This window comes from Enterobacter sp. BIDMC 30, assembly GCF_000534355.1.
In the GTDB taxonomy this organism is placed as follows: domain Bacteria; phylum Pseudomonadota; class Gammaproteobacteria; order Enterobacterales; family Enterobacteriaceae; genus Enterobacter; species Enterobacter ludwigii.
On the sequence record NZ_KI973169.1, the window covers coordinates 3,583,177 to 3,595,668 of the forward strand.

Sequence of the window (12,492 nt, forward strand, 5' to 3'; positions counted from 1 at the left end):
GGAACTGCTTTAAGTGGTGGGTCGTGCAGGATTCGAACCTGCGACCAATTGATTAAAAGTCAACTGCTCTACCAACTGAGCTAACGACCCACTTTTACGCTGTTTTCACGTTGTTTGATATCCCGTGGCAACGGCGGCATATATTACTGATTTAAGAATTCAGCGCAACAAAAATTTCGATGAAGATCACTTAACTGCTTACGAATCATGCTGCACGACCAGAAATAACGCGATTTCTGGTCATGCGATAATCATCCCATCGAATTCAGACGTTTTTGCGCCTGCTTCGCACCTTCGGTGCCAGGGAATTTAGCAACCACCTGCTGATAAACCGCTTTCGCTTTCGCAGTGTCACCTTTGTCCTGCATGATGACGCCGACTTTAAACATCGCATCAGGCGCTTTTGGCGATTTCGGGTAATTTTTCACCACTGAGGCAAAATAAAACGCCGCATCGTCCTTTTTACCCTTGTTGTAATTCAGCTGACCCAGCCAATAATTTGCATTTGGCAGATAAGTTGAATCAGGGTATTTCTTCACAAAGCTCTGAAACGCAACGATAGCGTCATCCTGACGAGATTGATCCTGTACCAGGGCAATGGCCGCGTTGTAGTCCGTATTCGCGTCACCGCTCTGAACAGGCGCTCCCGTCGAGGCCGAAGCATCTGCCGCAGGAGCAGGGGTCGACGTCGCCGCACCGCTCTGATCGCCTGCTGCTGGTTGCGCAGCTGCGCCACCGCTGCTGAGACTATCCATCTGCAGCAAGATTTGCTTCTGACGTTCCACAACCTGGTTAAGCTGATACTGGCTTTCCTGAATCTGACCACGGAGAGAGTCAATATCGTTTTGGTTGTCGGAAAGTTGTTGCTGGAGTTGGGTTAAAAGCTGACTGTGAGCGTTAGAAATACGCTCGAGTTGAGTGACCCGGTCTTCTACCGAGCCTGAGCCGACACTACTGATTGGTGCCTGAGCAAAAGCGGCCCAGGGGGCCGCTATTCCAACCAGTAACGACAGACTCAACAGATGATGTCTGAAGTTACTGCTCATGCAATTCTCTTAGTAAACCAGTACGGCACGACGGTTTTTGGAGTAAGCCGCTTCGTCGTGACCCAGTACTGCAGGTTTTTCTTTACCGTAAGAAACGATGGAGATCTGGTCAGCAGAAACGCCTTTACCCTGCAGGTACATTTTAACGGCGTTAGCACGACGTTCACCCAGGGAGATGTTGTACTCTGGAGTACCACGTTCGTCCGCGTGACCTTCTACGGTGACTTTGTAAGACGGGTTGCTACGCAGGAAGTTAGCGTGAGCATCCAGCATCGCAGCGAAGTCAGAACGGATGTCGTATTTATCCAGATCGAAGTAAACGATGTTGTTCTGCTGCAGCTGCTGCATCTGAAGACGCGCTTGCTCTTCAGAAGACATGTTGCCATTGCCATTCGCGTCCATACCGGTACCGGCACCCATCATGCCTTCGCCGCTCTGGTCATTGCTTGCATTCTTGTTAGAAGAACACGCTGCGATTGCCATTACAGGCAGAGCGATCATCAGCCCCTTCAGCACTTTGTTCAGTTGCATTTCTATGATTCCTTTAGTAATCAATTAATTATTATTTACAGATACGGCGACCAGGCAGGTGATTTTACCTGTCCATCAGTTGCCGGAATACGCGCTTTGAAACGCCCATCTGTAGAAACCAGATTCAGCACAGATCCCATCCCCTGAGAAGAGCTGTAGATTACCATAGTGCCGTTAGGTGCCAGACTTGGCGTTTCATCCAGGAACGTTGACGACAGAACTTGAACGCCACCCGCTACCAGATCTTGTTTGGCAATGTGCTGCTGCCCACCGTTGGAGCTGACCATTACCATAAATTTACCGTCGCTGCTCACGTCCGCGTTTTGGTTCTGCGAACCTTCCCAGGTAATACGCTGTGGAGCACCGCCGTTGACGTTCACTTTATAGATTTGTGGACGACCTGCCTGGTCAGACGTAAATGCCAGGTTCTGGCTGTCCGGGAACCAGGACGGTTCGGTGTTGTTGCTGCGACCATCGGTCACCTGGCGAATTTGACCAGAGCCAATGTCCATCACGTACAGGTTCAGGCTACCGGTTTTAGAGAGCGCAAACGCCAGTTTGGTACCGTCCGGAGAGAACGAAGGCGCACCGTTGTGACGAGGGAACGACGCAACCTGGCGAACAGCACCGTTAGCCAGCGTCTGGATAACCAGCGCTGAACGACCGCTTTCGAAGGTAACATAAGCCAGTTTAGAACCGTCCGGAGACCAGGCTGGAGACATCAGCGGCTGAGAAGAACGTTTCACCAGGAACTGATTGTAACCATCGTAGTCAGATACGCGCAGCTCATACGGGAACTGACCGCCATTGGTCTGTACCACATAAGCAATACGGGTACGGAACGCACCTTTAATGCCGGTCAGTTTTTCAAATACCGCATCGCTGGCAGCGTGTGCCGCGTAGCGCAGGTACTGTTTAGTGACCTTGTAAGAGTTCTGTGCCAGAACGGTACCCGGTGCACCGCCGGTATCAACCAGCTGCCATGCAACGTTGTAAGAGCCGTCCGGGTTAGGTGTAACCTGACCAACAACGACAGCATCGATACCGAGTGCAGACCATGCGGCAGGCTGTACTTCCTGCGCGCTGCCCGGCTGCTGAGGCAGACGAGAACGATCTAATGGGTTGAATTTACCGCTGTTACGCAGGTCAGCCGCAACGATGCCACCGGCATCTTCAGGCGCAGCGCCAGGACCGGCCCACTGGAACGGAACAACACCGATTGGGCGTGCCGAATCCACCCCCTGGGTGATCTCGATACGTACTTCTGCGTGCAGTACTGCTGCCCACAGCATTAAAAAACCAAATGCTACACGTAATGCCTGCTTCATCATATCTCCCTTATCCGGGTAACCTTACCCACGATAATTTAGCAGAATGTTAACAAACCCAAATAGACAAAACTACTAAACACTCGTTAGGACAATAGACTGTTTTTCATACTTCCGTAAGGACAGTCGATTACAGTTTAAAGTCCAGTTTGGCATCTTTTATCCGTTCATAAACAGCCTCACTAGGCGGTTTAGGAATGTTCGCCGACCTTGCAGCGGCCAATGCTGCCTGACAAAGCGCAGGATCGCCCCCTTCAGAGGTCACGCTTTTCAACCTACCATCTGGCGCAAGGTTGATATGCAGTACACATTGTTTGCCCTGATAGATGCTTGCATCAAACAGGCGGTTCTGAATCGCAACCTGAATTTGCTTAGCATAAGCGCTGATATCAGCCCCCGTCGCCCCACCATTGGCACCAGAAGTACCACTGTCTTTAGAGGGCTGACCACTGCCTTTCGCACCACCGCCCGCTTTCGGCGCATTCTTACCAGAACTCAGATCGCCCAGGAGATCGTCAACGCCAGCGGCATCCGCGGCTTTCTCAGCGGCGGCCGCTTTTTTGGCGGCGGCTTTCTCTGCAGCTGCTTTCTTATCGGCAGCAGCTTTTTCTGCTGCAGCTTTTTTGTCAGCAGCCGCTTTCTCGGCGGCGGCTTTCTTCTCTGCTGCGGCTTTTTCAGCAGCGGCCGCTTTTTCTGCTGCAGCCTTCTCGGCAGCAGCCGCTTTCTTCGCAGCATCGGCAGCAGCTTTCTTCTCTGCTTCCTGAGCGGCTTTCTTCGCGGCTTCCGCTTCAGCTTTTTTCTGAGCATCAGCAGCAGCTTTTTTTGCCGCTTCCGCTTCAGCTTTCTTCTGAGCATCAGCAGCGGCTTTCTTCGCCGCTTCGGCTTCAGCTTTCTTCTGAGCATCGGCAGCGGCTTTCTTCGCCGCTTCCGCCGCTAATTTTGCCTGGGCATCAGCTTGTGCTTTCGCGTCCGCCGCGGCTTTGGCTGCCGCCTCTTCCGCCTGCTTCTGCTGTTCCTGAGCTTTCTTCGCGGCCTCTTCAGCTTGCTTCTGCTGTTCCGCCTGCTCTTTCGCCGCTTCCTGCGCCTGCAAACGTTCTTTCTCAAGCTGCTTCAGTCGCTCCTGCTCAGCGGCCTGCTTTTCACGCAGTTCTTCCGCTTGCTGTTGCGCCTGTTTTTCACGCTGCTCTTCAGCCCGTTTTGCACTCGCCTTCTGCTGTTGCTCGCGGTTATAGTTCTGCACTACCGCACCGGGATCCACCATGACGGCGTCAATGGAAGAGCCTCCACCGCCGCCCGATGATGCATCAATGTGCTCGTCGAACGAACTCCAGATCAGCACTGCAAAAAGAATAACGTGCAGCACTGCGGAGACGATTATCGCTCGCTTAAGCTTGTCGTTCTGTTCGGTTGCCTTTGACACTATCGGTTCCCAAAAACTACGCAGATGATCAAATAGGCTGAGTCATTAAGCCAACTGACTTAACGCCCGCGCTATGTAGCAAGTTCAGCGCTTTAATAATTTCATCGTATGGTACGTCTTTCGCGCCACCGATTAAGAAGACCGTTTTCGGATTTGACTCCAGGCGTCGCTGCGCTTCAGCAATAACCTGCTCAGGTGGCAGTTGATCCATACGATCTTTTTCTACCACTACGCTGTATTGCCCTACACCGGAAACCTCAATGATGACCGGAGGATCGTCATTGGTGCTTACCGCCTGTGATTCTGTCGCATCCGGCAGATCAACCTCCACGCTCTGGGTAATGATGGGTGCTGTCGCCATGAAGATCAGCAGCAGTACCAACAGAACGTCCAGCAGTGGAACGATATTGATTTCGGACTTGAGCTCGCGACGATTTCGTCCACGCGATCTGGCCATGGTTTACCCCTTGTTACTCTCGGTACTGGTAAACGCCTGACGGTGCAGAATCGCGGTGAACTCTTCCATAAAGTTGTCGTAGTTCAGTTCCAGTTTATTCACGCGCTGGTTCAGACGGTTGTAAGCCATAACCGCCGGGATCGCCGCAAACAGACCGATAGCGGTCGCAATCAGTGCTTCTGCAATACCCGGGGCAACCATCTGCAACGTCGCCTGCTTCACCGCCCCCAGGGCGATAAAGGCGTGCATAATCCCCCAGACCGTACCAAACAGACCGATATACGGGCTGATGGAACCAACGGTTCCCAGGAAAGGAATATGCGTTTCAAGGTTTTCCAGCTCGCGATTCATGGAGATACGCATCGCACGCGAGGCACCTTCCACAACCGCTTCAGGCGCGTGGCTGTTTGCGCGATGCAAACGAGCAAACTCTTTGAATCCGCTATAGAAAATCTGTTCGGAGCCTACGAGGTTATCACGGCGTCCCTGGCTTTCCTGATACAGACGAGAAAGCTCAATACCCGACCAGAACTTATCTTCAAACGCTTCTGCTTCACGGCCAGCCGCATTGAGGATACGCGTTCTCTGGATGATGATGGCCCAGGATGCGATTGAAAAACCAATCAAAATCAACATGATAAGTTTAACCAGAAGGCTTGCCTTCAGGAACAAATCAAGGATATTCATGTCAGTCACTGCTTAAACTCCGCGACAATAGACTTAGGAAGCGCACGAGGCTTCATTATGGTTGGATCAACACAGACGATCAGGACTTCAGCTGAGTTCAGTACCGTATTTTCTGCATTGACTATCCGCTGCGTGAAAACCATTGAGGTTCCGCGCATTGATGTAATTTCAGTTTGGACTTCGAGCATATCGTCGAGTCTGGCAGGCGCAAAATACTCAAGCGTCATCTTGCGAACCACGAAGGCAACTCGCTCAGCCAACAGCTCCTGTTGACTAAAGTGATGATGGCGCAGCATCTCTGTGCGTGCCCGTTCATAAAAAGCAACGTAGCTGGCGTGGTAAACCACACCCCCGGCATCGGTATCTTCGTAATAGACACGAACCGGCCATCGAAACAGCGTTGTATTCACTTTACATCCCGGTAATGCAACAAAAGTTAGAGCTTTTAAACTTCGCTACTATACGCGCGGGAAAGATGGTTTGGAATGGGAGAAAGTAAACGGAGAGTAAATTTTTATGGGCCAGGGTAAGCCCATATCATTAACGGACATTTCTTATTCAGAAGAAGAAGAAAATCAAGCCAGCGAGAAGCACCAGATCGGCGATAAGTGGGCAGAAAATCCCCTGCCAGTGCAGCGCTTTCGGACGAAAGCCTACGCCGTGGATCACACCTGCGCACACCGCCCACATAATGAGGAAGCCGTGCCAGATCTCAAGCTCGCTGGTCTTCGCTGCAAAGCGCGAAGGGTCCCAGAAGATACAACCTGCCAGCAGTAATGCCATCACTAAAGAAAGCGCCCTTAACGGGCGCTTATCCATTACCGCGTAAAGCGTCGCGATAATGTTCATTAGTGTTTGTCTTCACCTGCTTTAGACGCTTCGACGTGCTCAAGCGCCAGGGCAGTAATGACACCAAATGCACAGGCAAGAAGCGTCCCTAAAATCCATGCGAAATACCACATATTCAGCTCCTTACTTAGTACAGAGAATGAGTGTTGCTTTCAATATCTTCTTTCGTGATACGACCGAACATTTTCCAGTAACACCAGGCGGTGTACAGCAGGATAATCGGTACGAACACGCAAGCAACATACGTCATCAGGTTAAGCGTCAGCTGGCTGGACGTTGCATCCCACATGGTCAGGCTTGCATTCATCATCGTGCTGGACGGCATGACGAATGGGAACATCGCGATACCTGCAGTCAGAATAATGCACGCCAGCGTCAGTGAGGAAAATACAAATGCCAGGGCACCTTTTTCCAGACGTGACGTCAGTATCGTCAGCAGCGGCAGCAACACACCCAGAGCCGGAATAGCCCACAGAACAGGCATATTGTTGAAGTTCACCAGCCACGCGCCAGCCTGTCGTGCCACTTCTTTCGTCAGCGGGTTAGACGGTGCCGTGTGGTTAATTGCAGACGTAATGACATAACCGTCGATACCGTACATCACCCATACGCCGGCCAGTGCGAAGCACACCAGGGTAATAAGCGCAGCAACCTGCGCCGTTGCACGAGAGCGAAGATGCAATTCACCTACGGTACGCATCTGCAGATAGGTCGCACCCTGAGTAATGATCATTGCCACACTCACCACGCCTGCCAGCAGACCAAACGGATTCAGCAGCTGGAAGAAGTTACCGGTGTAGTAAAGACGCATGTATTCATCGATGTGGAACGGTACACCCTGCAGCAGGTTACCGAACGCCACGCCAATCACCAGCGGTGGAACGAAGCTACCAATGAAGATGCCCCAGTCCCACATGTTGCGCCAGCGGGTGTCTTCAATCTTGGAACGGTAGTCGAAACCAACCGGACGGAAGAATAAAGAAGCCAGCACCAGAATCATCGCCACATAGAAACCGGAGAACGCAGCCGCGTAGACCATCGGCCAGGCAGCGAACAGCGCGCCGCCTGCGGTGATCAGCCACACCTGGTTACCGTCCCAGTGCGGGGCGATGGAGTTAATCATGATTCGACGTTCGGTGTCATTACGACCGAGGAAACGGGTGAGCATCCCCACCCCCATGTCGAAACCATCAGTGACTGCGAAACCGATCAGCAGAATACCGACCAGCAGCCACCAGATAAAACGCAATACTTCATAATCGATCATTTGATGACTCCTGTCTTAGCGTGCCGGCTGAGTAGTCGCACCGGACTGCTCGTAGTGATAGCGACCGGTTTTCAGGCTGCTTGGGCCAAGGCGCGCGAACTTGAACATCAGGAACAGTTCAGCCACCAGGAACAGGGTGTACAGACCACAAATCAGCAGCATGGAGAAGATCAGATCGCCTGCAGTCAGAGAGGAGTTCGCTACCGCCGTTGGCAGCACCTCACCGATCGCCCATGGCTGACGGCCATATTCCGCAACAAACCAGCCGGATTCGATAGCAATCCACGGCAGTGGGATACCATACAGCGCGGTACGCAGCAGCCATTTTTTCTCACCGATGCGGTTACGAATCACGGACCAGAAGGACGCCGCAATGATCAGTAGCATGATGATGCCGCAGCCCACCATGATACGGAATGCGAAGTACAGTGGCGCCACGCGTGGAATGGAGTCTTTGGTCGCCATCTGGATCTGCGCTTCCGTCGCGTCGGAGACGTTCGGGGTATAGCGTTTCAGCAGCAGACCGTAACCCAGATCTTTCTTCACATCGTTGAACTGGTCACGCACGGCCTGGTCGGTAGAACCCGCACGCAGCTGCTCCAGCAGCGCGTAAGCTTTCATACCGTTACGGATACGGCCTTCATGCTGCACCATCAGCTCTTTCAGACCCGTCACCTGCTTGTCGACGGAGCGGGTAGCAATGATGCCGAGCGCGTAAGGAATTTGAATGGCGAAGCGGTTTTCCTGTGCATCCTGGTCGGGAACACCGAACAGAGTAAAGGCAGCAGGCGCGGGTTGGGTTTCCCATTCAGCTTCGATAGCGGCCAGTTTGGTTTTCTGCACGTCACCCATTTCGTAACCGGATTCATCACCCAGCACGATAACAGAGAGGATTGCAGCCATACCGAAGCTTGCAGCAATAGCAAAGGAGCGCTTAGCAAACGCGAAGTCACGACCACGCAGCATGTAGTAAGAGCTGATGCCCAGTACAAACATCGCGCCGCACACATAGCCAGACGCCACGGTGTGAACGAATTTAACCTGTGCGACCGGGTTCAGCACCAGTTCGGCAAAGCTGACCATCTCCATACGCATGGTTTCGAAGTTGAAATCAGACGCGATAGGGTTCTGCATCCAGCCGTTCGCGACCAGGATCCACAGTGCGGACAGGTTCGAACCGAGTGCCACCAGCCAGGTCACCGCCATATGCTGGACTTTGCCCAGACGGTCCCAACCGAAGAAGAACAGACCTACAAAGGTGGATTCGAGGAAGAAGGCCATCAGACCTTCAATGGCCAGCGGCGCACCGAAGATATCCCCAACGTAGTGAGAATAGTAAGACCAGTTAGTCCCGAACTGGAACTCCATGGTCAAACCGGTAGCCACGCCCAGTGCAAAGTTGATACCAAACAACTTGCCCCAGAACTTGGTCATATCTTTATAAATCTGTTTGCCGGAGAGGACGTAGACCGTTTCCATGATGGCCAGCAGGAACGCCATACCGAGCGTTAGTGGCACAAACAGGAAGTGGTACATCGCGGTCAAGGCAAACTGTAAGCGCGACAGTTCGACTATATCTAACATCATGACTCCTTGCTCATCGCATGAAGACTCCGAGAGTGAACCCCGTTAGAAAAGGATTCACACACATGCCCCAATACAAATTATTCGCATCCATGTCGTCGCGCTTAGCCTGAGAAAGGATAAAAGCAATGACGATAGGTTACAAATACGTTAATAAAAAACTCAAATTGATCCCGCAAATATAATACGCTGCAAAACCCTTACAATAAACAGGTTTTTATTGAATCACATTTACGTTTTTCGACGGCGATCAATTTATAGCAAAATTACCACTTTTCAGCCATTTTGATCGGGGACAATTTACCGCCTTTCGACACCTTTTTCCAAGGATTAAACTTTGATTTAAATCAAAAAGCACCGTTTCTGTTAACCATGTTTAAATGTGGTGTGAATGGTAAAAACCTTGTTAATGCCATGTGTACGACGAGATATTTGGAGTTATCAAAAGCAAGAAAGAATATAAACAGACGTGATTTATTTTAACGCTGAAGAACAACGCATCTTTACATTCGCGTTAACGTATAAAGGTAGTCGTCAGCGCGTTTTTTTTCCATTGTGCGACGACAGCCGCAGATAATTACATTTATTTTACCTGCGACATGCTTAAAATTAACACCACAATGTGACTATTCAATAAAAAAGGCTGCCCTGCGTGCAGCCTTTTGTTCACTTCAAACGCTACCTTTCCGTTTTCAGGCTAAAAGTCCGCGATTGCCCAGGCCTGAACAGGCCCGTAATGCCCTTTTCTTCTCCCCTGCCTGCCAGCACCTGTTCTTTTAAATCCGTCTCGCAACAGCCTTTAAGGGCCTGATTCCACGATAAAGAGGCATCACAGGACACAGACTCCGACGGATTAAACAGACGAAGGATAAGCGCGTCCCGATCCTCCGCCTTTTTTATCGCGCTCATAACACAGCCTGTCGGCGAAAGGGTCAGCAGGCTGTATCTGTCCGGCGTGCTGAACGGCGCACGGTTAAGTTTCATGGCATCCCAGGGGATTTTGTTATAACACTGGACGGGGGTAAGCCACGCTTTCGCCTGCTGAGCAACGCCGGCGTTCTCGGGAGAGCCGCTAAAACTCAGAAGGCTAAAACGGCAATCGAGCCGGCCCCGAAGCTGCGAGTCCGGAACGGCCATTTTTATGCCGGACGGTCGGCCCGGGCGCAACAGTAAATCTTCCTTTCCCAACACGCCCACACCGCGTAAAAGGGTCAGAGCAAACGCTTTTTCAGCCTCCCCCACCACTTCAAATTCGCGTAACCCTTCGGTGAACAGGGCAAGCCCGTTTCGATCCTGTTGAAGCACGGCGTAGTTAAGTAAATTCCAGACGGGAACCGGTGCCTCTTTCCAGCCCTCTTCTTGCCAGTTAGCCATCGCGTCATCGCGAACCGGGCGCGTTATGGAGCCAAACTGCGTATCTGACAGTACCTGCTCCGTCATAAACGGCGTCGGGATAAGCACGCGGACCCGGTGATCGTCAGCCTGATTATCCAGACGCGCCACAACATCTACACGCCTGCTGTTATGGCTGAGAGTAACCTCAAATTCAACCGCAAGAGCGCCATTGCGCAGGCGGGCCGACCGCTCGACCAGGTTTGCCGGAACGGCGATGCGATGCTGGATCACCGCCCTGCTCTGCCAGGCTTCCTGTATCACCTCAACATGATGCTGCCCGTGCGCTGAAGTGAGCCGCCACTCTTCCCGGGAAGGCGAGTAGTCGTACTCATCGCCATCATCCGACCCCTCTTCAATTTCCAGTACGCGGTCATAAATAAGTCCGGATTCTTTATCACGCAGGCGCAGCGTGCCATCGTCATTTATATCAATTTGCCAGAAGGCATTTTCCAGCAAAGCATCCGTTTTTGCCCTCGCGGACAGCCTCTTTTCAGGAGCCTGGGGCTCGATGTAAAGCGTGCGGTATCCCATCGCGGGCAGGATCTGACAGATTTGGATATCAAATTCCATAAACGGATCGTAATTACCATAGTGCACGATTTGCCGGTCAATCAGCCCCGGGTCAATTTCCCGGGCGCGGCGAATAAAACAGGGGATCTCATTGCCTTTATCATCCCGCAACCGGAACTGGCTCGCGCGCAGACGAAGGGTGGTGTTAATCACCTCTTCACGGGGCCAGGGCATCAGATTGAACATCACCAGCTTGTCGGCCTCGCTTTGTGGCATATTGTCGACAATCTTGCGCATCGAGAAGCGCGTGAGGTTATCGGCCATGTCTTCAGCGAGCGCAAACCGGGCCATAATCTCACGATGCACTTTGTCGCTGCAGCAGCAGCCAATGCTGTCGTGAGCATGATTCTTGAGGATCTCTTTCCACATTTTCTCCAGCAAACCGTGGTGATACTCGAAGCCCAGCATCCAGGCGAGGGCCGCCAGCGGTTCGAGGATATTCACGATTTTGTTTTCAATGCGGGCGTGGGCAATTTTGATGTCCATCCGTGTGGAGCCGATTGTCCGGTGTACACGCATGTATTTGCCGTCGATAAACTCCCCTTTCAGCGTCGCCAGTTCGTCACGGTGCGCTTCAGTATGTTCAAAGACCTCCTCGAACCGGCTCATCACAAATTTCCGCTGCGGGTACATCTTTCGAAGGGTATCCATCACCGCGAAAATGTTCTGCTGGAGGGGCATCTGGTCGTGACCGTTAGGCAGCAGAATCTCTTTCGTCACGGAAGCGTTCTCCAGCAATGTAAGCCAGGTATCGAGCCGTTTACGCAGCCCCGCTTCATCCTCCGGTAAGTACTTACCAATCGCGTAGCCCAGCGGTAGTACCTGCGCCGTAACTTCGCTGCCGTCTGCGCTCTGCCATAAAAATTCTGTTTTATCGGTGCCGTGACGCTCAGAACATCCGCGCCAGAACAGCGTGCGGGTGATACCAAAGCCGTTATAGATATGCGGAAGTTGCCCGGACATGCCAAACGAATCCGGCAGATACCCTATTTTCATCGGCTCACCGAATTCCATGCAGTCGCGCATCCCGTACATCAGATTGCGAACGATCGATTCGCCGCTGACTATCGTGGTGTCGGTCTGGGTATACCACGGCCCGATAATCAGCTTTCCGCGCTCAACCAGCGCTTTAACCCGGGGCCGGTTGTCCGGCACAACGGCAAAGTAATCCTCCAGTACCGCGGTCTGTCCATCGAGAACGTAGTATTTATACTCTTCGTCCTGCTCCAGACGGGTCAGGATCTCCTCCATGTTATTGACCAAAAGGATCCGCGACGCTTCGGTGGTGAAATACCACTCACGGTCCCAGTGCATATGTGGCGTGATATGAACGCGAGATACAGCTTTCATCTTCGTTT

The 12,492-nt window shown here is 52.2% G+C and carries 12 protein-coding genes and 1 tRNA gene; all 13 read right to left on the bottom strand.

Annotated features, from left to right (window positions below; all coding sequences use genetic code 11):
* Positions 1–14: 14 nt before the first annotated feature.
* The 13 genes from L466_RS05490 to mngB all read right to left on the bottom strand — a co-directional run bounded on the left by L466_RS05490 (position 15) and on the right by mngB (position 12,484).
* Positions 15–90 (bottom strand) — tRNA-Lys (locus tag L466_RS05490).
* 161 nt (positions 91–251) lie between these two features.
* Positions 252–1,046, bottom strand: coding sequence for a cell division protein CpoB (gene cpoB / locus L466_RS05485; RefSeq protein WP_032681405.1), 795 nt, complete (start codon positions 1,044–1,046; stop codon positions 252–254).
* 9 nt (positions 1,047–1,055) lie between these two features.
* On the bottom strand, positions 1,056–1,577 hold the full coding sequence (gene pal, locus L466_RS05480; RefSeq protein WP_003858578.1) for a peptidoglycan-associated lipoprotein Pal: 522 nt from the start codon (positions 1,575–1,577) through the stop codon (positions 1,056–1,058).
* 35 nt (positions 1,578–1,612) lie between these two features.
* Complete coding sequence (gene tolB, locus L466_RS05475) at positions 1,613–2,905, bottom strand: Tol-Pal system beta propeller repeat protein TolB (RefSeq protein WP_025204648.1); 1,293 nt, start codon at positions 2,903–2,905, stop codon at positions 1,613–1,615.
* A gap of 130 nt (positions 2,906–3,035) precedes the next feature.
* Positions 3,036–4,325, bottom strand: coding sequence for a cell envelope integrity protein TolA (tolA, locus tag L466_RS05470; protein WP_014169186.1), 1,290 nt, complete (start codon positions 4,323–4,325; stop codon positions 3,036–3,038).
* A 28-nt stretch (positions 4,326–4,353) separates the two neighbouring features.
* Positions 4,354–4,782, bottom strand: coding sequence for a colicin uptake protein TolR (gene tolR, locus L466_RS05465; RefSeq protein WP_014169185.1), 429 nt, complete (start codon positions 4,780–4,782; stop codon positions 4,354–4,356).
* A 3-nt stretch (positions 4,783–4,785) separates the two neighbouring features.
* Complete coding sequence (gene tolQ, locus L466_RS05460; protein WP_014169184.1) at positions 4,786–5,478, bottom strand: Tol-Pal system protein TolQ; 693 nt, start codon at positions 5,476–5,478, stop codon at positions 4,786–4,788.
* On the bottom strand, positions 5,475–5,879 hold the full coding sequence (ybgC, locus tag L466_RS05455) for a tol-pal system-associated acyl-CoA thioesterase (protein ID WP_014169183.1): 405 nt from the start codon (positions 5,877–5,879) through the stop codon (positions 5,475–5,477). Before ybgC ends, tolQ begins: the two co-directional genes overlap by 4 nt.
* A 148-nt stretch (positions 5,880–6,027) precedes the next feature.
* Positions 6,028–6,318, bottom strand: a complete 291-nt coding sequence (gene ybgE, locus L466_RS05450; protein ID WP_020884961.1) for a cyd operon protein YbgE — start codon at positions 6,316–6,318, stop codon at positions 6,028–6,030.
* Complete coding sequence (cydX, locus tag L466_RS05445) at positions 6,318–6,431, bottom strand: cytochrome bd-I oxidase subunit CydX (protein WP_014169181.1); 114 nt, start codon at positions 6,429–6,431, stop codon at positions 6,318–6,320. The genes ybgE and cydX overlap by 1 nt, the downstream gene beginning before the upstream one ends.
* A 14-nt stretch (positions 6,432–6,445) precedes the next feature.
* Positions 6,446–7,585 carry a cytochrome d ubiquinol oxidase subunit II gene (gene cydB, locus L466_RS05440; RefSeq protein ID WP_014169180.1) on the bottom strand — a complete coding sequence of 380 codons (1,140 nt, stop codon included), beginning with the start codon at positions 7,583–7,585 and terminating at the stop codon, positions 6,446–6,448.
* 15 nt (positions 7,586–7,600) lie between these two features.
* Complete coding sequence (gene cydA, locus L466_RS05435; protein WP_020884962.1) at positions 7,601–9,169, bottom strand: cytochrome ubiquinol oxidase subunit I; 1,569 nt, start codon at positions 9,167–9,169, stop codon at positions 7,601–7,603.
* Positions 9,170–9,847: 678 nt separating this feature from the next.
* Positions 9,848–12,484: a mannosylglycerate hydrolase gene (mngB, locus tag L466_RS05430; protein ID WP_032681406.1), complete on the bottom strand. Its 2,637-nt coding sequence runs from the start codon at positions 12,482–12,484 to the stop codon at positions 9,848–9,850.
* Positions 12,485–12,492: the final 8 nt, after the last annotated feature.